Genomic DNA, 24,316 nt, shown 5'->3' on the forward strand with positions numbered 1-24,316 from the left:
AGCTCATTCAACATCTTTTCTGTGATGTCACAGCTCATTCAGCATCTTTTCCGGGTCATCTGCGGCTTTGACCTTGTCATTCGCTTTAATGATGATACCTTCCTCGTCAATAAGGTAGGTTGTACGGACTACACCCATTGATACCTTTCCGTAGTTCTTCTTCTCTTTCCATACGTCGTATGCTTCGATAACCTTGCGCTCCGGGTCGGCAAGAAGTGTGAAGGCAAGACCATATTTCTCCTCGAACTTTTTGTGGGAGGCAACAGTGTCTTTGCTCACTCCCAGAACTACAGCCCCCTTTTCTCTTATCTGAGGGTATCGCTCCGAAAATCCGCAGGCCTGTTTTGTACAGCCGGCAGTATTGTCCTTTGGATAAAAGTAAAGGATGACTTTTTGCCCCTTGTACTGGTCAAGGGAATGAATAACTCCGTTCTGATCAGGGAGTTCAAATGCCGGTGCTTTTGTGCCAACTTCCAACATGTGTGACCCCCTTAATCTACATGGTAAACGTAGTTCGCTTTTCTCGGTGCTGCTTCGTTTGCCGGACCTGCGGCATAGCCAAGGGCACAATGTCCGATGCCTTCGTAGTCGCCCTCGATTCCAAGCTTTGCGAGAATCTGCTTTCCGAAATCAGACTCGAATTCCTGCTTTGCCCTGTGAATCCAAATGTTAGCCACTCCGAGACTTTCGGCAGCATTCATAAGATTTCCCATTACAAGAGAACCATCATAGATATATGTTGGAACAGACTTGTCAGCCAGAACGATAAGGATAACCGGCGCTCCGTAAAATGGATCAAAGTCTTCCTTCCAACCGCCGATCTTTCTGTTTTCCTCTGAGATGGCATCCCTCAGTTCCTTATTGGTAACAGCAATGATTATGGGACTCTGCTTTCCCATTCCGGTTGCGGAATAAGTTCCGGCCTTTAAAATAGCTTCAAGCTTTTCCTTCTCAACCATATCAGGCTTGAATTTTCTGCAGCTTCTTCTGGTTTCAAGTACTTTTAATGTTTCGTTCATATTTGGGTTCTCCTTAATGTGATAAGTGTGTCAAAAACGATAAAGAATAATATCGTATAAGGATGTTTTGATGGTGTACTCCATCCTCATCGAATAGTGTTTGCTATTAAACAGTATACTTCATCCCGGCATATGTTTTTTATTTAAATATTTTTGCGATTGATCGCTTCCAGCAAGCCACTACAGCCCTTAGATATCTCTCGATATGCCGTCTCGAAATCTCTCGTATACCAGGGGTCATCAATTATGGCATCAGGAGTATCCGTGTACTCCATGAGGTAATGGACTTTATGCTCCGGATCATTATCGAACAGTCTGTTTAGGTTATATTTGTTTTCCTCATCCATTGCGATGATCAGGTCATATTCCTCGTACTCGGACTTGTTGACCCTCCTTGCCCGATGGTTACCTATAGGGATATGGTGATACTCCAGAGTCTTCCGCATGGGAGGATATATCGGATTTCCGATCTCTTCCATTGAAGTCGCAGCAGAATCCACCACGACCTCTTCGGAGATATGTGTATTTTCCAGTAAATAATTCATTATGTAATGCGCAGAAACCGATCTGCAGATGTTTCCATGACAAATAAAAAGCACTCTGATAGCCATTTTTTCTTATCCTTTCACGCACACTTATGCCGGGAAAAGCCCGGAGATGCGCTGTTTTCTTGATTATAACATAAATACCGGGTTAAGCGGTTGTGAAGACACAAATCCGCTTAACCCGGCAGGATATAGACGTCGTTTGTAGTAAAGTACCAGGTTCACTAAACTTTTTTCTTTGGCTCAGTTTTTCATAGCAGACTTTACACTATCCAAAAAGGCACTCGCATCACTGCAAGTGCCTCATTATTGCAATAAGTGTTCAAGCATTAAAAAGTTCTTATCTCCCTAGCTATCGAAAATGGTATTATTTCTCCAGGATTTGTTCCTTGATATGCCTTTTCCTCATGCATGTAATCTACGATTTCTTGTGCCTTATAATTCTTAAACTTCCTTATTACAGCATCCAAAATAGATTTATCCTTATCGCTTAATACACTATAATCCATGTCCTTACTCGGATAAATATGAAGCATGGAATCATAGTTGATGCTTACTTCCTCACGAACATTCAGGTTTTCAAGATTCATGAGGCTATAATGCCCAATCGGAAGTGCACCCATTTCATTATGGCGATAAACCAATCCGGTAATTGCAACTCCATTCTCTTTATAAGATAAGGCATCAGCGTACCAAAGCATTTTCATCAACTTAACCTTGAAAAGATTTGATACCTTCTCAGCTATATAGGAAATAGCGGCTTCAAGCTTATCTATATCCAACAAAACAAATCCATTTGAATCAGAGGGCTCTTCAAAACTTGCATACTCACCTTCAAATGCTTGTCGTGTCAGGTATTCTTTTCCATATGAATCTAACTTCTCCACGATTTTTGATCTTACTTCAAGTCTTTTAAGACCAGGAAATTTATCCGCATTTTTCTTCAAAAATTCTAAAGCTTGCAGCGGATTATCTTTTATTAAACGCAGCATAGTATCATATGCCTCATCTTGAATCGCCTTACTCTCATAACGAGAAATTGTAGCTTCTCCCCATCCAAGTAATCTTGCTAAGTCTACTTGAGACAATCCATAGTTTTCTCTTATTGCCACGATTTCATCAGAAGTAAGTAATCCATGTTTAACACGATATGCATTCCTAGCGTTGAGAAGATTTTCATTTGTCATAGAGCCAGTTTCAAATTCATTTTCCTCATCATCCGCATTTGCACAAAAATAAAACCTCTCTTCATAGGTTACCTTATCCCCTTTCAGAGTAATCGTTGCAAAGCGTTTTCTTTCTTCCACTTCATGTGTTTTGTCGCACAAAGGACAATCCATATGAACCTTTCTAATTAATGTGCTGGCCTCCATAGTTTGTCTCCTTTCCTTTCCGTTTACGCATATGGGAATTTCATAGGATCCCTTGCGTAATGGAATGACACGCATAATATGCGTCGCTTCTGATCTCCATTAATCTTTAATTTCACATAAACAAGCTTTCTGTTAATGTCTTTTCCGAAAACAAACAATAATGGTGGATCTAAATCATCTTTGTCAATCTTTGTCTCGGAATACTCGGAAACTGTTAGCTCTTTAAGTCTCTCAACCACATCCCATGTATCATAGTCAAGATCCAATAGTGTATATGGTGTAGAGTGTTCTTCATCATTGGGCTTTTTCTTTTTTATCAGCGTAAGATCAGAATCTATATTAAAATCCTTTTTTCCCAGAAGCTCTTTCAATTCTTCCAAGAAAGCGATGACTTCTCTTTTTTTCGATTGCGTGCTAAGAAAAATGTCAATCACCTCCCTCAATATAATCACTATCAATTGATAGCATACACATCAATTGATAGTTTGTCAAGAGCCCTTTTACAAGTATACATTCTAGATTCATTTCAAAAAAGCGGCTCCCCTCCAGGAACCGCCCTCTCTCATACCTTATTCACTTTCAATTTGCATTCCCATACATTTCTTTGATATTAGTGATAGAACCACTGCACCTATTAATGGCATTATCTACACCGCCGTGATCGTTGATGTACTTCCACGTATCAGTTCTTCCATCTCTATTCTTTACAAAGAGGAGTAACTTTTCACCGTTATAGTTAAGCACCGCAGCTCCTACCTTCATTTCGTAATCATCTTGGACAAGGGGGCTTCTGAGGCTATCAGTACTACCGATTTTTAGAATCGCTTCATCTAAAGTCTTTCCTCTGTAAGTATCGGACATACGAATGTCATAAGGGTAGCCTGAAGTTCCAATTAAATATGTCTCAGCTCCATAAACTCTTGACTGGTCATATCGTCCTGTGGTGTCAAGCATCCATCCCCTATCATATACGCCCAAAGCTACTTAGTTTAGAGTACCAGGTTCAATAATCTGAAAAAAACTTCTGCTCCGAGGGATTTCAAATCATTTAACTTTGAATCGTAATAGTCAACTATTTCAGTCAAACCTATTCTCTTCATCGTGAAGAAGATCTGATTATTATATCGTATAAATCTAGTACGTAGGGTAATTTGAATAATCTGGAGCTCCTCTATAAATAGCCGTAACCTTACGATCAGCAAAATAAATAAGTCCGTTCTCTATGTAAATATCCTCATTATTAAAATATTCACCATTAGAAAAGATAAGTTTGTTCCCATTCAGTGTATATGTGCCGGAGCAACCCCTTCCTTTCGAAATAAACCAATGATATGCGTAATATGTATTATCATCATACAAATCCACATCAAATGTCTCACTATCGTCACTATCTTTGTCGTAGACTTCCTCATGATAGCTGCCTACAATGCCCTCATGTGGTTTAACTGAATCGGTTTTAACATAGTAACTATCACCATCTTCTTCACCACCAAAAATAAAAGTATTTGTGGATGGGTCTATCTTAAAGGATGTCATATAACCATCCATAATAGTATTGCTTATATATCCAAATTCCGAACCAGCCACTCTGGAATAAACTTCTGTTGATGGTCTTTGAGTGAATCCACCACTAGCTCCATCACGAATATCTGAAATACGAGTCACTTTTAGGTGGTTATTATCTATATATTCGAGGATTACTGAATTATATTCAAAATTGAAAGGGCGTGTCCATTTGCCAGTATCATTTATGTTATATTGGTATGTATATATTCCTGAAATAGACGTATCTATGGGTGTGTATCGGGTTACTGCGCCCGTCATTTCATTGTTTTCATCTCCTAAATACCATGCACCATTCGAGTTGATTTTTCTATTATCGATGGTTGTATTTACAAGCATATTTCCGCTCTCATCAAATCTATACCATTTGCCATAACCATCATTATCATCATCAATACAATACCAGCTGGACGTTACATAAGTTCCATCATCATTTAAGTACTTCCATGAACCGTTAGCGGACTGCCATCCGGCTAATGAACTAAATACCATGGAAAAAACAATACCTATTGTCGCTGCAATTAATACCCTTGATTTTTTCATTTATTTCTCCTACTCTATAAACCCTATACTTATCACGTGTATACGCAACGGCTCGATTATATTCCTCTGATTATTAATCATCAAGTCTTTTAATTGCTTATATAAGCGAATTTATAATATTTTAACAAACAATAACGGCCAGCCATAATGGCGGACCGTTACACATTTTCAACGATTATCTACCTAAGTTATTAGTTAAACGATACTCTGTGAGTACTATTTCTTTATAAATTCATATATTCTTTTAGTACCGCCACACGTATAAGCACGTTACCTTTATGGCATAGTAAAAGTGAAAATAGCGCCATTTTTGGCCGTGTTTATACTGATTCGAGGGTATCACAATCGGCTACCGTGGCAAATAAATAAAATTCTAATCATCGAAATAATCCTCGCTGTAAGGCATTACTATGCCGTATTTATGCCCTATTTGCCAATCATCAATTGAAAAACCCCAAAATACATTTAGCGGACTTTTATTGAAAAAAGAGTCAAATAAAGGCAAAAGTGTGTAATTATACGTATTTTATCCGTAGTAGAATACGAAACGTGATATTCCGCAGCACCCACTAAAAGAGGGGTGCAAAATGCACATTTTCTCAAAAATGTAGTTTTGGTGTGTGCATACTGATTTTATCATATATCTCTTCACGAAAAAAAGGCCCTCGGAACAAATGCTCCGAGGGCCTTCAAGTCAAATAACTCTGAACAGATTCTGTTTTACCGGCTTGTTGCCGCTAGCCTTTTTAATCTCTTTACGAGCCTGGTTAAGTTCCTCAAGCCTTATCATCTCCTGCTTTGCATCATCAAGGCCGAGGTGGGTGTAGACGTTCATGGTAATACTTATATCCGAGTGCCCCATCAAGTACTGTAGGGTTTTAGGATTCATCCCTGCTCTCGCCTGGTTGCTGAAATACGTATGGCGGCACACGTGTGGAGTGATGGGCGGAAGTTGCGCTCTGAAGATATCATTGTATCTCTTTCTTGCATGCATGAATCTGTTCTCCCAGTGAAGAGCCACCTCAGGCATGGGTAGCTTGCGAGTACCGGCATTGTTCTTGGTATCGAGTATTATATATTCACAGTGATTAGTCCTCTGCAGCTGATGGTTAACATCAATTATTGTTTATCATAAATTAAGAAATGGTTGACAGTTTCGTTTTGGGGACAAAAAAATCCTGTCACCAGTAATATACGGTAACGGGTTCCGCTCTTTGATTTCATGCAAATTGGATTTTTTTCTTACTCTTGACACATTCATCAAGATACAGATTTATAAGTATCTGATAAGGTATACCCGACTCAGATGACATTTCTTTGAAATAATTAATAGTACTTACATTTATGTTCATGGTTACTTGTTGTTTTGTCTTTCCTGCATAAGGGTTCTTCCTGGGATTCAATGCTTTGATATCATATTCATCTCTCATGTCATTCACCATCCTTTCTGGATCTCTACATATTGCTTTGACTCTGTTTTTGTAGCTTTTCTTGCTGATATAATCCTTATTACCGATTCGTTTTCACGTAAACAATGGCATACTATCAGTAGATTCGCCAAAGCACTCATACCTAAAAGCAAAAAACGTTCTTCTTGTTCCGAATGATCCGGATCATCAAAGAGAATTGCATCAATATCATCAAAAGCTGTTGAAGCTTCTTCAAAGGATATATCATGCTTTCGTAAGTTTATTGCCGCTTTATTATCGTCCCACTCAAATCTGATTCTATTCATATTTATATTATAATTATATAGTAATTATAGGTCAACTGTACTTTTTACAAGCTCATCTGCTGAACACAGCCATTTCCTTTTCCAGCAACCTGTAAACATTTGCCACGAGGAAACCATCCGCTATAGCGTGATTAAGTCTGACGCTCACCGGCATCATAAGTCTGCCGTTTTCATCCCGGTATCTGCCCCAGTTGATGATCGGAGCAAAATGCAGATATCCATCCGGCAGCTCGATATTCAACGAATCGTATGACAGCCATGATATATAAGATGCATCAAACCAGTTCGGATGATTCATCATATCTAGCCCGTATTCCCTTGTTTTCTTTGCGTTCTCTATATCCCTTACTGCATTACGATAAAACTTTCCGGGCGATGGCTCCATCGGCCATATCCGATAATCCGTCAATCAGATACAGTACAAAAAAATGTCGAATAAAACACTAGACAAAAAGACCTCCGGAAAATCCGAAGGTCTTCAAAATATATGGTAGTATGCTATCTCAGTTCAGTTAGTTATTAATTAAGATAATAAGGAACTGCGAATGTCTGTGAAGGATCAAGATTGAATGCAGCCTGATAAATCATTTGACCGTTTACTTCAAGACCAGCAGCCTCTTCGCCATATATAGCTTTGAAAATTGACATAGTACCATTAATGAGACCACTCATATCAATCTGCATAAATGTTAAATCACCAGATGTATTAAAATGTAACTCATAAGGCATATTTGTAAGTGCGTCATTCATTTCTTTTGTAACATCATCTGTAAGTCCAAGGCTACTAAGAACATCCTCACCACCAATGGTATTTGAATTAGCATAATCTTCTTTAAGCATATAACCTCTTACAACGAATTCTCCGTTCTCAATGGTGACTGTCTCGTTACCATGATATTTGATTGGGAAGTAGTTTTCTCTAAGGTTCATAGCCTGTAATACTTGAGAATCGGTAACTGCACCATTCTTAACTTCATAAGCCTTGTGATTTACACCATCTTTAATATAGTACTGCTCACTAGACTCTGTCCCTGTAAGTACTCCATTCTCATATTCAGTAACATTAATAGTTATATGAGCATTATCTCCATTTATTATAGAATAACGCTCAGATATTGTACCCGTAGACTCGCTTTTTACACCATAAGTCATATTCATGTTCATGCTAATCTTTTCATTAACACCAAAGTTCTGAGAAGCATTAAGCTTTGTTGCGAAACCGTTGATAAGTGCTGCTGCCTGAGAACTATCAACTGTTGTGCCGGCTGTCTGATCTGTTGTTGTTCCGGCTGTCTGGCTCTGAGTATTGTAAGCATCAACACCCTGTATACCGGTTGCACCGGCGTAACTAACCATAGCACCAATGCTTACAAGTGCTGATGTTACTAAAACTAAACCTGCTTTCTTAATCTTCATTACTTAATTCTCCTTTTGTTAATATAAAAATTTTTATTATAAGCCCCGACTTTTTTTGGAGGCCCAGCTGACAATTTAAGGCTATTCTACACTTAATGCAGATAAATTACTATACTTTAGACAGTTTCTGATATATATAGTTTATTTTACAGGATATCCGGCTTTGGTTTTTTGAATTCTTCATCCGAATTAACATCCTGTTACTTAAGAATACTCAGACCGCTCATTTTTTTAAGATTATCTCCTGTTAGGATTTCGCTGGTTTCTTTTGTATGTAAGTATATTATCATTGGCATTAATAAATTAGATTTAAATCTGATAAAATGCAGTATTTGCTGATAAATTGCAAAGAGTATAGATTTGTCAAGCGTATTACAATTGTTAATTACTTATAGTTGCCTCATTTTGAGCCGAAAATAAGATTGTAATATAAATAGCCTTATATATCACTATCAGGCTGCATTTTTTAGCAGGAGGAAGAAAGATATTATGATTAAAAAGAGATTGATGTCTTTAACCATTTGTTTCTTATTGTTGTCAGGATCTGTTATCGGCTGTGGATCTTCCGGTAACGCAGATAAAGCTGAATCAAGTGCACCATCCAAAGTCGAAGCTGTTAAAGAAAAAGAGTCCGAGGTTTCAACAACAGAAGCTGCTGAAAAGACTGCAGAGGAAACAACTGTAGAAGAATCAACTGAAGAAGAAACAACTGCAAAATCTGAAGATGTAAGCATTGAAGAGCAGGTAATATATGATGATAATGGAATTTTAGTTAAAGCTACGGGAATCGAAGATTCTACATTTGGAACTGATTTAACACTTTATATTGAAAATAATTCCGATAAAGATATCACAATTCAGTCTCGTGATACTAATATAAACGGTTTTATGGTAGAAACCCTGATGTCGACTGATGTTGCGGCCGGGAAAAAATCAAATTCCAGTCTTACATTCGAATCAAATTCATTGAAAAAATGCGGCATTGATCAGATCGCTCATATTGAAACAAAGCTTTATATTATAGAGGCTGATACCTGGGCTGAAATAGACACTTCAGACGTTATAACTATAGATACATCTGTAGCAGAAGGTTTTGAACAGCCGGTTGATGACTCCGGAGATATACTTGTAGATGAAAATGGCATCAAGATAATCAATAAAGGCCTGTCAAAAGACAGCTCATTTTTGGGCCCCGAAATCCTTTTATACATTGAAAACGACTATGATTCTGATATCGTCGTTCAGGTTAGAGATGTTTCTGTTAATGGTTTTATGGTTGATGCGATGATGTCTGAAGAAGTTCTCTTAGGAAAGAAGTCTTTCAGCGCGGTTACTTTCCTCGGCTCTGATTTAGAAAAGAATGGAATAAAGGACATCGAAGAAGTTGAATTATATTTTACTATAATTAACAATAACAATTACGAAACCATATTTGATTCAGATATTTTTACTCTTAAATTCTGATAATCAGGTCAACAAAAGGTTGTTAAGTCATGTATTTCCAGAATTCAATATGATTTATTAATCATATATCTCTTCACTAAAAAAGGCCCCCGGAACATTTGCTCCGGGGGCCTTCAACTATCATTGTTTAACGGCAGGTTGATGAATTATTCCTGCTTGTTTTCAAGATTCTCATCCTGCTTATCCTCAAGATTCTCAACTGACTTCTCATCTTGCTTATCCTCAAGATCATCATTGAGGTGTGCCTCGGCATACTCCTCAAAGGCGGCATGCCAATGCTTGTAAGCTGCGTTTGTCTGGTGAATACCTTTATCGCTGCAATATTGTTTTGCGAGATTTCCCTCACTGTCATAGAGCCGTGACGCTACATCAAGATATCCCCAACCGTTTTCTGCGGCCAATGCTGCCATCTTTGCATTAAATGCACGGATGGTGTCATTGTTAAATTCCTCTTTGGCATAAACATATATAGGTGTTGTACTTACAATAGTGATCTTTATACCGGGAATTTCCTGCTGTATCTTTGCAAGATACTGAAGATACTTTGCCACAGTGCCGTCCACACCACCCCAAAGGTCATTCAGTCCAAAGAAAGTATAAATGTGTTTTGCTCCCATAAGCTTTAAGGAATCCCAGGCGTACATCTGCTGTCCCTGATATATGGGATGTTTGGATTTGCCGGAAATCGCCATAAAGGCGTTATGAACCGAGTAACTTACTCTGGTGAGGAACTTAAGATTCTGGAATATGGGTAATGCAGAATTTCTTACAGCATAACGGGAAAAGTCCTCTGCTACAGAATCTCCTATAACAACAGAATCCTTATAAAAATCTCCTATTCTTTGAGCACGAAGAGCCTCTTCCTGAAGCCTTTCCTGTTCCGCAAGCCATGCTCTGTTTTGCTGCTCCCGAAGGATTTCTTCCTCTGACAATGTTTCTTCTGCTTTCGGTACATTTTCTGTTTGTGTCACACCGGTTGTATAGGTATCCGTGCTTTCAGTCTCAGGGACTGTCGGAAATGTTTCCGATGTAGATTCAGAACTTCCCTGTGTCTCTGCATATGTAGAGAATACAGGTGTTAATGATAATGCTGTGATCAGCAATATCGCGGTAATAGTTCTTTTTTTCATAATAGTACTCCGTTTCTTTGTTTATTATTTAATCACTTTTTTATTCAATTATTTATTCACTTTTTCTTTAATATACTCCCAATTCGGACATCGGGTATAGTTTTTGTTTGGAAACTCACATTCCCGGTTCCAGGGGCGATCAAAAACCATGATCTTCAGGTCCGGCATATGATCAAAAAATCTGAAAGCCATGGGTGAATCCTCTACTGCAAAATCAAATTTCATTTTGTAGTAGTCCTCAAGCTCCAGATTGAATTCACTGTTCTTGATAAAGGAGTCTCTTCCATATTTGTTGAGGGTAAAAAGACGGGCACGATCAAGACCATGTTGGTCAAGCCATTTTCTGGAGTGCTCATAGGAACTTGCAGGGCGACCGGTAATGATAGAAACTTCATGCCCCTGATCAATCCACGCATTAAGGACTTCCGATGCTCCGGGTGTTTCTTCATAGGATAAAAGGATCTCGGGAAGATGCCCTTCTATCATCATTTTTTCATATTCATCATCCGTAAGATCAAAGGAACTTTTAAGATTAAAAAACCGTACATCTTCATAAGGAACTTTCTTCCCGAAAAGTCTTTCTGCAATTACTGTGAATGCTCTGGCGGTTTCGCAGAGACAATCATCAAAGTCTACATATATTTTCATAACACTCCTATACTCCAAACACCGGCCTGCTTTAATTAACTTAAAGAAGGGGGCAGACAATATCTGTTGGATTATTTAAAACATATAAAACAACCAATACGGCCATAATGGAATAATAGTTCACCTAAAGTTGTTTGTATAGGCTTTGTTGTGAAATCGATGATCAAATTACAATAAAAAAGCTCATTTGCGGTATGAATTTACCGCAAATGAGCTTATATCTTTAAATTACCAAATATCATTTACAGCAGCCTTGAGCTGTCTCTGCGGGAATTGCCGGATCTTCCGAACTGCTTTTTTTCCACCGCACAAGCGCTGTCTTATCTTCTTTTCGTCCAGGTACTGTCCGATGAATACACACTGACACTTTGTGTCAGGTGAAGATGTTATGGCATACATACGGTCCGCGAGATCGAATCTGAGCATCTCTCCATCGATCATCACTGTCCCCTTGGCTCTTGCCATATGCCCGAATTCATTGTGAAGGCAGTCTTCAAGGAACATTACAAGCTCGGCCGGATTATGAAGCTCTGTCCGGCTAATGCTTACCTGTGTGAATTCATCCTTTGCAGCTGCCTCACCGGAAGAATCTCCTGATAATGAATCAGACCCTGAACCCGGTATAGCAGTAATTTCGGAAGCATTATCAGAAGTATCTCCCAAACCCATAAGAGACATCCACCATTCATCACTCATGTTTGAATAATGTGACCCTATGATCTCAGCGTGTGGATTTATATCTCTTATCATAGCAGATACCTGCTCAAGGACTTCTGTGGAAGTATGTTCACACTTGGAAAAAACAACGGTCTCAGCATTGGCAACCTGATCCCTGTAAAGCTCAGGCCACTCCTTCATATTCTGTTGGAAATTTTCCGGAGAAAGAACCACTGCAGGTTTCAAAAGACTGATGCTACCGTGGAGAAAAGGCTGTAAATTATTGATTATATTGCTGAGTCTTCCGACACCGGTGGGTTCAATGATGAGATACTCAGGGTCAAGGGATGAAAAGATGGTAAATACGGAATTTGCAAAGCTGTCCTTCATGGTACAGCAGACACATCCCTCCATAAATTCCATGACCTGAATGTCATCTTCTTTGGCGGTATCGTTCCGGAGCTCCAGGGAATCCAGATTGTTATCGCCATATTCATTTTCCATGATCACAGGGTGAGTCCCGGTTCTCTTTATAAGTTCCTTTATAAATGTGGTTTTTCCGGCCCCGAGAAACCCTGATACCAATAAAATCTTCATCAACAAACTCCTGTAAAACAAAAACCGTTGCATGAACTATATCTTGCTTATAATCCACTGACGCATCCTGATACAATATATCAATTTGAATAAATACTAAATTAGGGCGGTCCTGAGACCGCCCGGGATATCATAATAAATCTAAGAGGAATAGAAATTAAAATGATTACGGCTGGTTATCAAGGATAACAACAGGCTTGATGAGCTCTGCAGGCTTATCCTTCATAAGCTGAAGTGCCTCAGGAATGTGCTCCCAACCGTGGAATACATGTGTTGAAAGTTTGCTTACATCAAGCTTTCCTGAAGAAATAAGTGATCCGAGCTTCTCCATACGAAGTCTTCCGCCAGGCATAAGTCCGCCTGCGATCTGCTTGTGACCCATACCAACACCCCATTCAACACGAGGAATTGTAACGAAATCACCGCTTCCGAGGTAGTTTACGTTACCAATCTTTCCGCCTGCCTTAAGAGACTTAACAGCTGATTCAAAGGTCTTAACTCCGCCGCCTGCAATGATGACTCTGTCAACACCCTTGCCGTTTGTCTTGGCGAGAACCTGCTCCTCGATGGTTCCGTCCTTGTAGCTGATGAACTCGTCTGCACCGTAGAACTTAGCTGCTTCTACGCATTTAGGACGTGTGCCTACTGCGATGATACGTGAAGCACCGCGGAGACGTGCACCCGCAACACTCATGAGACCTACAGGGCCGATACCTATAACGAGAACTGTATCACCAAACTGTACGTCAGCAAGCTCTACACCATGGAAACCTGTAGGAACCATGTCTGAAAGCATGCAGGCATCCTCGAGAGTCATACCCTCTGGCATGTGAGCAAGGTTACCGTCGGCGTCATTAACATGGAAAAACTCTGAATCAAGACCATCCTTGAAGTTTGAGAACTTCCAGCCTGCAAGCATTCCGTTTGAATGCATTGAATAGCCAGCCTGTGCCTCAAGTGAATTCCAGTCAGGTGTGATGGCGGGAACCAGAACCTTGTCACCCGGCTTAAAGTCCTTAACCATGCTTCCTACTTCAACGACTTCGGCGCATCCCTCATGACCAAGGATCATATTGTGACGGTCACCTACTGCACCCTCCCAAACAGTATGTACATCAGATGTACAGATAGCGATTGCCAGAGGACGGCAGATAGCGTCCATAGGTCCGCAAGCCGGACGATCCTTCTCAATCCAGCCTACCTCGCCAATCTTAAGCATTGCAAAACCCTTCATATAATACCTCCTTAAATTGTTAAAAAATTGTCGAAAAGATTTATGTACATTATATACTATTGATAATTTTTTGTCATGTAAAAAACATAAAAATTAACTATAAATAGATAATAAACACATAATAATTATAAATAATGCACAACTTAAGAGGACGGGTATAGAACTATACTTTGTATATAGCTTTAAAAGCTTCATCGATGTTAAACATATCCTGAAATTTCAAATGAAGCAGTCAGCAGTTTTAAACCACCATCCCTTCCAGCTTCTTCCTATCAATCTTTCCGTTTGCATTGTGAGGGAGTTCCTCCAGGTGAAGCACCCTGTTCGGCAGCATGTATTTCGGGATTTTCGATTCCAGGGCGCGGAGCATATCACGTTTCGAAATCTCTTCTCCGGAATACACCAGAACTATCATCTTTCGTCCCATGTCATAGACGCAGGCACAGGTTTCGACTCCCTGCACTGCTCCGGCTGCAGTTTCTATTTCACCAAGCTCGATCCTGTAGCCGAGATGCTTGATCTGGAAATCCTTCCGGCTTAGATATTCCAGCTCTCCGCGGGAGTTGTAGCGGACTATGTCGCCGGTTCTGTAGATGATCTCCGGCCAGCCTTTCTGAAGGGGATTCTGAACAAACCTTTCCGCTGTTTTCTCAGGGCTGTTCATATAGCCAAGTGCTAATGTACATCCCCTGGCACAAAGCTCGCCCTGTCGGCTTTCGGATCCGTCTTCAGTCGGTTCCACTAATTCTCCCTTCTCGTCAAGTACCAGTATGTCCGCATATCTGACAGGAAAACCTATGGGGAGTGATTCATCGTCCCTAAACTCACGGTCCAGATTATAGTAAGTGCACACATAAGTTTCCGTGGGTCCGTACATGTTGGCATAAAGTGAATCAGGCAAATGTTTCCGCCAGTAGTTCAGCTGCTTCACCGGCATAACTTCACCGGCAAAGAAGATGTACTTCAGATACTTCGGTACCTCTGCCTTAAAGGCATCAAGATTTGCTGCCATACAGAGTGCAAAAGGCACCCAGAAAATGGCTGTCACCTTATATTCATTCAGGAACTGTACAAGCTTCACCGGGAAAGCGAAATATTCAGGCGGCACGATAACCATGCTGCAACCGAATTTCAATACACTGTAGATATCATGATCCGACACATCAAAATAGAAAGGTACCTGGTTACCTAGCACCTCTTCCGATGTGAAGTGATATTCCTTTTCCAGCCATTCCATGTTGTTGATCATGACTCTGTGAGGGACTACAACTCCTTTGGGAACTCCGGTGGATCCGCTGGTGAAAAGTACGTAAAGCGGGTCAGAGTCAACACTTCTCTTTCTGATAGAGTTAAGGACGGAGACATTAACCTGATACTGTAAAGCCTCCTCATAGACAGCAATTTCAGTGTCGCCATCAAGTCCGGCCATAAGTTCCGTTACCTTTTCACGATCGGCTTCCCGGGTCAGAACAACCGCGGGCTTCAGCACCGAAAAAATAGTACGTATCCTTTCCTCCGGCATGGTCACGTCTATGGGACAGTAAAAGCCGCCGGCATAGACTGTTCCCATAAATCCTAGAATCATATCCACCGATTTTTCCATGAATACGGCAACAGGTTTTCCTTTAACAGATTTACGGGCGAGAAAGCTTCCAAGCCTCCTCGCCCTGTCACCTAAATCTCCAAAGGTTATTTTGCCGTTTTTATCCATGTAAGCAGTTTTATCGGGAAATCCCGCTTCAGAGGCTTCCAGATACTCCAGTACATTTTTGATCATTTTTTCCTCCGGATCACTGTTTGTAAATGTATTCGATTTCTTCTACGGAACCTGCTGCATCTGTGTAGAAGGTAAGTTCGGAATGGCCTTTATCATATCTGTAAATACCGTACTTCCCGTCGCTTGCGCCGTAGATTTTTGTTACGTCAGAGGCTTTGGAGCCGATGCTTATACCCTCCGGGGTTGTCACATTTGCCCCTGTGATGACAAGGGCTGATATGCATTCCTTTCCGTCTTTTGGGAAAGTGGAAACTTCAAAATCTTTGTAGGTATAAACCTTGTCCTTTCCCTGATATGCACAGCTGTCAGTCTCGAAAACCGCCTTTGTGGTTTGTCCGAGAGCCGCAATAACAGCTGCTGCCTCGTCTCCCATTTTTATCTCTGTCAGGCCGCTTTTAAAGGTATAGGATTCCTCCGTCTGAGCCTGATTTGCAAAAGGTAAACCGAAGGCCAATGCTGTCACCGGCGCCATGGTCATGGTTAATGCAGTTAAAAGTGAAGCTGTTAATAACTTTGCTTTCTTCATAGTCCTTTCCTTTCGGGTTTATATTTTTTATGATTTGTGAGCATTGCAAAACTTTAATGAAATACTAAAACATTATTACCATAATTATATCGTCAGAAAACTAAACATGTAAAAGCCTTAACGTAAATTTTTTAGCCGGTTATAACGTAATAAGCATGTCATATATTACAGATCTGACACTTATTGATGGATCAGCAGAAATATTAATGAGTGTACTCTCCTGCATATTTCGCAAGGTATCCTTTCTCGGCGAATTCTTTTGTCTGAGCAGCTTTATCATCTTCGTAACGCTTCTCTTTTTCGCTCCAGAGTAGTGCTAGTTCGGGATCGTTTCTGTGGTCTTGAAGACCTGCCTCAAGAAGCATTGGCCCAAGATAAGAGGAAACCTTTTCGGCGCCGTAAACATTCATATGGAGGCCTCCGTCATAGGTGTCGGTATCGAAATCAATGCCAATCTTTTCGATATCCTCCAAAGCATTGATGTAGGGGATACCGTAGGTTCCGGCATAGTCTTCTATCTGCATGTTCCACTCCTCATGCCATACGGGATAAAGAGAAGGTGCCTTGAAAAACATCAGCTTTATGCCCTTTTCTTCACAGAGCTCACGGATCTTATCGAGGTATTCATAGCCCTTTGCCTCAAATTCCGGATTACGGACACGACGCTCCTCCGGGAATTCTCCTGCAGGTCTCACATCGGCTCTCAGATAGTAGCCGTTGTGTGTAGTGGGCTCACCATGAAAGTAGTACTTGAGGTCATCCTCTGAAAGGTCACTCCACCTGGAATGGAATCTGAGAAGCGGGAAAACATATTCTATAAAGTGTTCCTCCGGCATCATGGTGTTTTTTATCGCCATAAGCTTTGCGTCGGACCATTGCATGCCGTCCAGGGTCATTCTGTTGTAGGTTTCACTCACCTGTTCAATTTGCTGCATTGCGGAAATGCTGAGAAGAACTGCTTTAGGAGTCTCGTACCTGAGTGTATCCTCCAGAAGATAATAGGATTGAGGAATCAGCTGCTGGGCACTTCCGCGAATCCAGGAGGTGATACCGTATTCCTTCCAGAGTGCAACAGGGGAAATGTTTTCGTAGGCTTCGCAGTCACCCAGGATCAGGAGGTCGTGGGAAGATTTGTCTTCATAGTACTCTCCTATGAAGGCACCTTCAGTAACCTGCCCCATATACTTGGGCATCAGAAGTCGTGTTAGTGCTGTGAGGCTACCTGCAATGATAAGAGCCGCTATAAAAAAACGGGTATATTTTTTGGAGTCCAAATTACTGTTCCTCCTTAATAAAAGCATTTATTGCTTTTTGATTCTGAAATAAGGATTTCAATTCAACATACTGTTTGGCAGACTTCCTGGAATATGATGTTTGTCATAATCATTGGGACTGAAACTATGTTTAGCCGATTTCTGTTTGAATTAAAACTGATTGTATATAAACTGACTTGCATCATATCCCTGTCCGTAGATTCCGAATATCAAAACACAAAGGAACAGTCCATAAACCAAAATGAAACGTATCCATGCAGGACGCTTTGACAGCCATTCTCTCATGGGAGTTTTCAGGCTTACAAAACCGGTCCAGACCATTAGAGCTACAGACAGGATAAGTATGGTGAAATCCTGTATAGTGATTCCCATGTTAAATAGGGCTCCACCTATCAACTGCCTCGGATCAAACTCTGTAAACATGCTGACAAACAGCCTGAATACAGAAGAAAACGGATAGTATTCAAACATTTCCAGCATACAGAAAATGAGAAAAGTTCTTACCACTTCAAAACAGCCGTAAGCATTGGACTCTGTCCAGGTGTGGGTTTTACGGAATTTTTTTGACCAGGAGGAAAGCTCCTGAGAGATCAAAAGGGCGATACAGTTTGCCATGCCCCAGCATACAAAATTCCAGGAAGCTCCGTGCCAGATGCCGGTCACAAACCAGGTGACAATGCTTGCTATATAGAGAGGTACTCTTCTGCCTATGTTTTTCCCGAAAACCTTCCTTGCTTTTTGGGAAAGCTTCCCCACAGATTTACTCATGGAAATGGGGAAGAAAATGTATTCGCGTAACCAGCGCATGAGCGACATATGCCATCTTCGCCAGAACTCAGCGAGGTTTTTTGAGAAAAACGGATGATCAAAGTTTTCCGGAAGAGCGATACCGAAAAGCTCTGCCGCACCTAGTACTATGTCGATGCCGCCGGTGAAATCCGAGTACATCCAGATGGTGTAGGAAAACATGCCTATCCACACCCAGATTCCTCCGAAGCCTTCAGGCGCCTGTGCTATGGTGATGGCAAGAGGCGCGATACGGTCAGCCACCACAAGTTTTTTGAAATATCCCCACAGCATCCTGAGAAGTCCGCTTCGGATTCTTCTGCTGTCATAGGTATAGCCTTTGAATAGCTGATCTTTGAGTTCGTCATATCGGCTGATGGGACCCTGAACCATTTGGGGGAAGAATGTCACAAACAGCGCATAGTGCCCGAGATTCTTTTCGGGTTCTGTCTTCCCTAGATAAACATCCGTAAAGTATCCGACTGACTGAAAAGTATAGTAGGAAATTCCAAGTGGCAGGAGCCAGTTTACATATGAGATACTTTGGCCGTGAGGTTCTAGAAAAGCATTGATATTTTGGATGAAAAAGTTTGTGTATTTCAGTACTGCGAGAATGCCTGCATTAAGCAAAAGACCAAGGATGAATAAAGACTTTCGTTTCTTTTCTCCCTTTGGAATCCTGCTTATGGACAGCGCCAGTCCCCAGGTGGACAGAACTGTGACTAAGACAAAAACAAGTCCGCCGGGACCTCCGCAGGCATAGAAAAGAAGTCCCGCCGTAAACATTAAAATCCACTGAAATTTTTTCGGAATAAGATAATAAAGGATGACCAGCACTGCCAGAAACAGCAGAAACTGATAGGAAACCAGAAGCATGTCAGATTACTCTCCCCGTGATTTTTGAATCAGTTCATAAATCTTTTTGGCTGAGCTGAAATTCTCAGGCAGGATGTCTTCCGGGGCAATGCTTACACCCATTCGCTGGTTGATGTCCGTCACCAGCATTACCATCTCAAAGGAGGTAAGAACGCCATCCTCCACAAGGGTGTCACAGGTTTCATAGTCTACGTCTGGGTCAATGTCTTTAAGGATTTCGATAAGTTCTTCCATAGTTGTTCTCCGGTTTGTGATCAATATAAAGGTGTAGGCGGATAGAGACTCTGGTCAAATGCAAAGCATCCTCTGTGGGCTGCTGAATATGAAAGCATCTGTGCGTCTGTCAGAAGGCAGAAGGTTCCGCCTGCGGCTCTTGGTGTAGTATCAAAGTGATACCATTGACCGTCGCATTTTGTCAGATTCCAGAAGTGATCATTGTCGGTGCATCGGATAACTTCAATGCTTGGGAATCCTGCTCTCGTGAGCAGTGCCTGGGTTACCGCAAAATAAGTGTAGCAGTCACCGCGATGCCTTCTCAGACCTTCATAGGCCTCAGTTACCCAGTCTCTGGTTGCAGAGTGTCCGCTGTAAGAAAGATTACTGCGTACCCAGTAGTAGATATTGGTGAGCTTCTGACGATCAGTCATACCGTCATAGACAAGCCCGGAAAGAACGTCATCACACATTGCATCCACAAGTTTTTCAAGGTCGCTCTTCTGGTCTTCAGGGGGGATGACTACAGGACTCTTGTAGTGATTCTCAAGGTTTGCGGCACCGGAATCATCGAAATCATAAGTAAAGCCATCTATGACTGACTGACAGTTCCTATACATGTTGCCATTTGTAGGGTCAAGATAATACATAACTCCGTTTTCTGTGTACCAGCCGGTATCCATGTAGCCCGCAGGTCCGAAATGATACCAGTAACCATTGATAAATTCCCACTTATTCACAGGATAATATGAATTGTAATACTGGTACCACCAGCCGATGGAATCCTGTTGCCATTTTCCTGCAGATATTCCATGACCTATAACTCCTGCAAAGGCAGTGCTCACACTGCCAAAGGCCAATGCTCCTGTCAGAAGTATCGCTGCTGCGGTTTTCGATTTTTTGTTTCCCCCCATGATGTAAAGTCTTCCTCTTTTCATAATAAGCCCCATTACGCCACTTATTACCGGCGGCACAAATAGTAATGAAAAATATTTTCGCACTAATCTTCATGATTGATGGTGTTTTATTTGTAGTGAAGATGCACAATCGTCATTAATAAAAGCTTAGCACTTTATTTCATTATGTACAAGAAATGACATGCACCTTTATGATGATTGATAGTTTGATATAATTGTTTAGAACGTCATAAGGGATTTTTAGAATACTCTGTTCCGGGGTCCGATAACTGATTGTCAGTCATTAAGCTTATGATGTTTGTATAGATTTCATCAAGGAAAAAATAACCTATGTCACTAAAAACAAACCCATACTCCTATATCAATATCCTTATTTTAGGTGCAGCTGTTTTTCTGATAACTTTACTGGCAGACATGGTTCTTAACCTTCCGGTAAGTACACTCACCATAGTATTTTTACTTTTGTTATTATATGTATGTGTGAATAACGGCGTACTCATGTCAAAAGAAGGTTTCCGTCCTATACCATCTCTGATATATGTGATCACAGCAATGTACATTCTGGATTCATATTTTTTATGGTTTGGAACAGAAATACTTCCTGCCGCAATATTACCTTTTTATCGGGTTATAAGGCCATTCATCAGGTATATGGAATGTACAGTGATAGCCATATGGATAATGGGTTACGCTGTGCTAAGGATAAAACCGGTCTATGACAAAGACTATATCATCATACTTGGATGCTCCATCAGTAAGAACGGACTGCTGCGACCACTTATAAAGAAAAGAGTCAATCGTGCCATACATTTTGTATGGGAGCAGGAAATCGAAAATGAGAAAACCGCCTATTATGTTCCTTCCGGCGGAAAAGGTGATGATGAGCCTTTGAGTGAAGGCTCTGCCATGGAACTGTATCTCCTTAGCCACGGTGCTGAGGATTTCGAGGTTTTTCCGGAAAAGAAATCGAGAAATACCGAAGAAAACCTGAAGTTTTCGAAGAAGATAATCAAAGATCTAAAACCTGATGCCAAAATCGCAGTTGTAACCTCCGATTTCCATGTATTAAGATCCGGAATGCTTGCCAAAAACGAAGGCATGGAAGTTCAGGTTATAGGAAGTGAATCAAAATGGTATTTCTGGCCCGGTGCTTTCTTCCGTGAGACCATCGCAATACTCTATATGTACAGGAAGGTTCACATTGCCGCATTGCTGATATGCCTGGCTTTGGGATTCTGTATAAATCACTAAAGAAAAACGGGAGAAATTCAGTGTGAATTTCTCCCATAAATTTTTGTGGACTATTTTGCTGTTATGCTGCCTTCTGAGTTTCAGCGGTAGTCTCGGCTGAAGTCTCTGCAGTCTCTGTTACTGCGGCATTGACTTCAGGCTCATGATACTGCACATCGGCTCTTGTGATGCCTTCAGGATAGATATTAACGAAATCATTCTTCATGGAAATAGGGATATAGCCCTGCTTCTCATAATCTGCTGACTTCTCGTCCCATTTCTGGGTTCCCCATTCTCTTACGTCATCATCAGCAACAACCATATAAGCCTGTGCCGGATAAGGATTTCTCTCATCCAGAGCGTAATTCATCATACTGGTATCACTTCCGCTGTTTCCGAAAGCAAGTACCGGATACTGTCCGATTTCTCTCTCGATCCAGATGGTTTTGTTGGCATTGAGGTTCTTCTGGATGAAGCCGCCTGTCAATACAAGTTCATCACCGTTCTTGTACTTGAAATCCATGTTGGAAGGTACTTCCTCATTGCCCTTAACCTTAACTTCAAATTCTGTTCCGATGACATGGCTTGGAGATACATACTCACTTATAGGTGAGTTGGCAACGATTGCTCTTGTGGTTGTACGTTCTGTTCCGCTGACAACATAAATGGTGTAGTCATTATCATAGAGATACTTCACAACTTCCACCATAGGAAGATAGAAACCATCCAGATATCTCATGTTGTTAAAGCTTGGTGTTTTCTTCTGTCCGAACTCTACAGCATAGTCATAGAGCTCCTTGACAGTCATACCGGCGTAGGCCTTGGCGAATTTTCTGGCAAGTGCCTCTCCTGCTGTATAACCGGGCTTCAGTTCCAATGCTGCCTGCTTCAGGTCATCACTAACCTTCTCCGGATGATCCTCGAGACAATAGCTTATGAACATGCAGGTGTCATAGTAGGTGAAGAAGGTCTCGCAGGTAAGTGTTCCGTCCATATCGAATACTGCGATACGATCCTTAACTGGGATATAACTCTTGCTGTTTTCATCTACGGATGCGGATACAAATTCTACAAGAGACTGCATAGCCTTGGATGAAGGATCCCATTCGGGGATTGTGACTGTTTTCTCTGACCTGATTTCATCAAAATTGATAACCTTATTTTCAGTTGAATCGGATTCGGTCACTGTTGCTTCTTTTGCAGTTGTTTTAGCTTCGGTAGTTGTTTCTTCGGCTTTGGTTGTTTCAGCTGTAGTTGTTTCTTCAGCTTTGGTTGTTTCAGCCGCTGTTGTTTCTTCAGCTTTGCTCGTTTCGGCCTTAGTTGTTTCCTCAGCCTTGGTTGTTTCAGCTTTGGTGGTTTCCTCGGCTGTTGTAGCTGCTTCTGTTGTTTCCTCGTCCTTAGAAGCTTCTTCTGTTTCAGCAGCCGCCTCGGTGGTCTCTTCAACGGCAGCCGCCGTAGTAGAAGCAGGAATGGATGTAGAGTTACATGCAGTGATACTCAAAGGCAATGCTAGTGCAAGCATCAGTGAGATTAATTTTTTCATATGATCATAACCTCCAAATTTTTGACTTTGTTTCTAATCAATTATAAATAAGGGAAACATAAATGTCAGTAAAATTTGAATAAAATTTCTATCACGCTCTCACTTTTGAAAAATCTATGCTACATTTTCCGCCTGATATTCCTACAGGAATTTCAGCATCAAATGCATACTGTTTAGGGGCATAATCTTCATCCGAAAATTGATGAACATAAACTAATCTATGTTTGGGGTCTACGATCCAGTACTCTTTGACTCCGGCATTATGGTATTTGTAAAGCTTTAGCAACATATCTTTGCTTCTGGAGGATGGGGATAATATTTCGATAACAAGTTCAGGTGCGCCCTCGTATCGGATGCCATTTTCATCATACTCTCCACAGAGCACCAGAAGATCCGGCTGAACCATGGTGTAATTATCTTTATCAAGTCTAACATCGCAAGGTGATAGGTATACTTCACAGGGCATGTTGTGCTCAGTGGTGCATTCTCTGAATAAAACGAAGAGATCTCCAAGTATTCTCTGATGAGTTAAGGATGGAGCTCCCATATCATAAATAACTCCATCTATAAGTTCTACTCTTCTGTCATCAGGTATTGCATAGTAATCATCAATGGTGTATTTCCTTTTTTCTCCATCAGCAGAATATGCAACAGAAGATTCAGACACACCGCTTTTTCCTGAGGGTGTCGATTTTGTATAGTCAACAGATTCTTCACCAAGAACCTTTGACAGTGCATCAATGGTGAATTTTCTTGGTGCGGTAGTTTCTCCGCTCATAATCTTCTGAACAGTACCTAAAGGTACACCGGACAGCTTTGATAACATTTCATTGGTATAACCCTTTTCAGTCTTTTTCCGCTTCATTTCTTCAATAGTCATGATAATTCCTTTCGTATTCAAAATGGGAAACCTACAGGATTGCCGTGGATATTATTTTAAAACGTACCACATTTTTGAATATGGATTATAGTCCGTTTAATTCTGAAATACAGATGTCAATCGAAGTGGTTTACATGTATTGATTATAACCTTTTCACAATATATTCAACCATAAAAAGATATATATTGGATATAAATACCCGTTAAACACCCAAAAGGAAACATAAATTAATATCCACCAGTTCAGATAGAATGCCTTGTAGCGAAGACCGTGGTCGACTCTTTTCCCCACCATCCGGGGTTATTGGAGCCACTGATTGACCTTAAAACTCAGAATTCAGAATATAAGTCAATGTAACCTGCCATTCAG

General features: G+C 40.9%; 26 protein-coding genes. 2 read left to right on the forward strand and 24 right to left on the reverse strand.

Annotation, left to right across the window (positions count from 1 at the left end; translation table 11 throughout):
* Nucleotides 1-27: 27 nt before the first annotated feature.
* The 12 genes from bcp to T357_RS0103640 all read right to left on the reverse strand — a co-directional run bounded on the left by bcp (nucleotide 28) and on the right by T357_RS0103640 (nucleotide 8,194).
* Nucleotides 28-480: a thioredoxin-dependent thiol peroxidase gene (gene bcp, locus T357_RS0103585; RefSeq protein WP_031548735.1), complete on the reverse strand. Its 453-nt coding sequence runs from the start codon at nucleotides 478-480 to the stop codon at nucleotides 28-30.
* A gap of 11 nt (nucleotides 481-491) precedes the next feature.
* Nucleotides 492-1,019 carry a nitroreductase gene (locus T357_RS0103590; protein WP_031548738.1) on the reverse strand — a complete coding sequence of 176 codons (528 nt, stop codon included), beginning with the start codon at nucleotides 1,017-1,019 and terminating at the stop codon, nucleotides 492-494.
* A gap of 143 nt (nucleotides 1,020-1,162) precedes the next feature.
* Complete coding sequence (locus tag T357_RS0103595) at nucleotides 1,163-1,630, reverse strand: low molecular weight protein-tyrosine-phosphatase (protein WP_031548741.1); 468 nt, start codon at nucleotides 1,628-1,630, stop codon at nucleotides 1,163-1,165.
* Between the two features lie 263 nt (nucleotides 1,631-1,893).
* Nucleotides 1,894-2,937 carry a type II TA system antitoxin MqsA family protein gene (locus T357_RS0103600; RefSeq protein ID WP_031548743.1) on the reverse strand — a complete coding sequence of 348 codons (1,044 nt, stop codon included), beginning with the start codon at nucleotides 2,935-2,937 and terminating at the stop codon, nucleotides 1,894-1,896.
* A 23-nt stretch (nucleotides 2,938-2,960) separates the two neighbouring features.
* Nucleotides 2,961-3,317, reverse strand: coding sequence for a hypothetical protein (locus tag T357_RS0103605; RefSeq protein ID WP_031548746.1), 357 nt, complete (start codon nucleotides 3,315-3,317; stop codon nucleotides 2,961-2,963).
* Between the two features lie 199 nt (nucleotides 3,318-3,516).
* Nucleotides 3,517-3,891, reverse strand: coding sequence for a hypothetical protein (locus T357_RS0103610; RefSeq protein WP_031548749.1), 375 nt, complete (start codon nucleotides 3,889-3,891; stop codon nucleotides 3,517-3,519).
* A gap of 180 nt (nucleotides 3,892-4,071) precedes the next feature.
* Nucleotides 4,072-5,043: a hypothetical protein gene (locus T357_RS19925; RefSeq protein ID WP_049962245.1), complete on the reverse strand. Its 972-nt coding sequence runs from the start codon at nucleotides 5,041-5,043 to the stop codon at nucleotides 4,072-4,074.
* A 694-nt stretch (nucleotides 5,044-5,737) separates the two neighbouring features.
* On the reverse strand, nucleotides 5,738-6,037 hold the full coding sequence (locus tag T357_RS21670) for a tyrosine-type recombinase/integrase (RefSeq protein WP_031548755.1): 300 nt from the start codon (nucleotides 6,035-6,037) through the stop codon (nucleotides 5,738-5,740).
* Between the two features lie 226 nt (nucleotides 6,038-6,263).
* Entirely contained in the window at nucleotides 6,264-6,473 is a 210-nt protein-coding gene (locus T357_RS0103625) for a hypothetical protein (RefSeq protein ID WP_031548759.1), read from the reverse strand.
* 5 nt (nucleotides 6,474-6,478) lie between these two features.
* Nucleotides 6,479-6,778, reverse strand: coding sequence for a BrnT family toxin (locus T357_RS0103630; RefSeq protein ID WP_031548761.1), 300 nt, complete (start codon nucleotides 6,776-6,778; stop codon nucleotides 6,479-6,481).
* A 52-nt stretch (nucleotides 6,779-6,830) separates the two neighbouring features.
* Nucleotides 6,831-7,163 carry a CatA-like O-acetyltransferase gene (locus tag T357_RS0103635; protein ID WP_255342794.1) on the reverse strand — a complete coding sequence of 111 codons (333 nt, stop codon included), beginning with the start codon at nucleotides 7,161-7,163 and terminating at the stop codon, nucleotides 6,831-6,833.
* 134 nt (nucleotides 7,164-7,297) lie between these two features.
* On the reverse strand, nucleotides 7,298-8,194 hold the full coding sequence (locus T357_RS0103640; protein ID WP_031548767.1) for a hypothetical protein: 897 nt from the start codon (nucleotides 8,192-8,194) through the stop codon (nucleotides 7,298-7,300).
* Nucleotides 8,195-8,683: 489 nt separating this feature from the next.
* On the opposite strand from T357_RS0103640, the gene T357_RS0103645 reads away from it, so the two are divergent.
* Nucleotides 8,684-9,658: a hypothetical protein gene (locus tag T357_RS0103645; RefSeq protein WP_031548770.1), complete on the forward strand. Its 975-nt coding sequence runs from the start codon at nucleotides 8,684-8,686 to the stop codon at nucleotides 9,656-9,658.
* A 146-nt stretch (nucleotides 9,659-9,804) separates the two neighbouring features.
* Here T357_RS0103645 and T357_RS0103650 read toward each other — a convergent pair whose 3' ends face one another.
* The 10 genes from T357_RS0103650 to T357_RS0103695 all read right to left on the reverse strand — a co-directional run bounded on the left by T357_RS0103650 (nucleotide 9,805) and on the right by T357_RS0103695 (nucleotide 20,314).
* Entirely contained in the window at nucleotides 9,805-10,788 is a 984-nt protein-coding gene (locus tag T357_RS0103650) for an SGNH/GDSL hydrolase family protein (protein WP_031548772.1), read from the reverse strand.
* A gap of 48 nt (nucleotides 10,789-10,836) precedes the next feature.
* Nucleotides 10,837-11,436 (reverse strand): 5' nucleotidase, NT5C type, encoded by a 600-nt coding sequence (locus T357_RS0103655; RefSeq protein ID WP_031548775.1) that lies wholly within the window; start codon nucleotides 11,434-11,436, stop codon nucleotides 10,837-10,839.
* 228 nt (nucleotides 11,437-11,664) lie between these two features.
* The gene (locus T357_RS0103660; RefSeq protein WP_031548778.1) at nucleotides 11,665-12,690 is read right to left on the reverse strand and encodes a CobW family GTP-binding protein; all 1,026 of its coding nucleotides are present in this window, start codon (nucleotides 12,688-12,690) and stop codon (nucleotides 11,665-11,667) included.
* 166 nt (nucleotides 12,691-12,856) lie between these two features.
* Entirely contained in the window at nucleotides 12,857-13,924 is a 1,068-nt protein-coding gene (locus tag T357_RS0103665) for an NAD(P)-dependent alcohol dehydrogenase (RefSeq protein ID WP_031548781.1), read from the reverse strand.
* A gap of 241 nt (nucleotides 13,925-14,165) precedes the next feature.
* Entirely contained in the window at nucleotides 14,166-15,701 is a 1,536-nt protein-coding gene (locus tag T357_RS0103670) for an amino acid adenylation domain-containing protein (RefSeq protein WP_031548784.1), read from the reverse strand.
* Nucleotides 15,702-15,714: 13 nt separating this feature from the next.
* Nucleotides 15,715-16,227 carry a hypothetical protein gene (locus tag T357_RS0103675; protein WP_031548786.1) on the reverse strand — a complete coding sequence of 171 codons (513 nt, stop codon included), beginning with the start codon at nucleotides 16,225-16,227 and terminating at the stop codon, nucleotides 15,715-15,717.
* A gap of 203 nt (nucleotides 16,228-16,430) precedes the next feature.
* The gene (locus T357_RS0103680; protein WP_031548789.1) at nucleotides 16,431-17,501 is read right to left on the reverse strand and encodes an SGNH/GDSL hydrolase family protein; all 1,071 of its coding nucleotides are present in this window, start codon (nucleotides 17,499-17,501) and stop codon (nucleotides 16,431-16,433) included.
* A 150-nt stretch (nucleotides 17,502-17,651) separates the two neighbouring features.
* Nucleotides 17,652-19,163 (reverse strand): MBOAT family O-acyltransferase, encoded by a 1,512-nt coding sequence (locus tag T357_RS0103685; RefSeq protein WP_031548792.1) that lies wholly within the window; start codon nucleotides 19,161-19,163, stop codon nucleotides 17,652-17,654.
* 6 nt (nucleotides 19,164-19,169) lie between these two features.
* Nucleotides 19,170-19,397, reverse strand: a complete 228-nt coding sequence (locus T357_RS0103690; protein WP_031548795.1) for a hypothetical protein — start codon at nucleotides 19,395-19,397, stop codon at nucleotides 19,170-19,172.
* 20 nt (nucleotides 19,398-19,417) lie between these two features.
* On the reverse strand, nucleotides 19,418-20,314 hold the full coding sequence (locus tag T357_RS0103695) for a transglutaminase domain-containing protein (protein WP_049962246.1): 897 nt from the start codon (nucleotides 20,312-20,314) through the stop codon (nucleotides 19,418-19,420).
* A 309-nt stretch (nucleotides 20,315-20,623) separates the two neighbouring features.
* On the opposite strand from T357_RS0103695, the gene T357_RS0103700 reads away from it, so the two are divergent.
* On the forward strand, nucleotides 20,624-21,544 hold the full coding sequence (locus T357_RS0103700) for a YdcF family protein (RefSeq protein WP_031548801.1): 921 nt from the start codon (nucleotides 20,624-20,626) through the stop codon (nucleotides 21,542-21,544).
* Nucleotides 21,545-21,605: 61 nt separating this feature from the next.
* On the opposite strand, the gene T357_RS19930 is transcribed toward T357_RS0103700, so the two are convergent.
* Complete coding sequence (locus T357_RS19930; RefSeq protein WP_049962247.1) at nucleotides 21,606-23,066, reverse strand: HAD family hydrolase; 1,461 nt, start codon at nucleotides 23,064-23,066, stop codon at nucleotides 21,606-21,608.
* 91 nt (nucleotides 23,067-23,157) lie between these two features.
* Nucleotides 23,158-23,946, reverse strand: coding sequence for a Uma2 family endonuclease (locus tag T357_RS0103710; RefSeq protein WP_031548806.1), 789 nt, complete (start codon nucleotides 23,944-23,946; stop codon nucleotides 23,158-23,160).
* Nucleotides 23,947-24,316 lie beyond the last annotated feature (370 nt).

Origin of the sequence: Oribacterium sp. FC2011, from assembly GCF_000701645.1 — a bacterium.
In the GTDB taxonomy this organism is placed as follows: domain Bacteria; phylum Bacillota; class Clostridia; order Lachnospirales; family Lachnospiraceae; genus Oribacterium.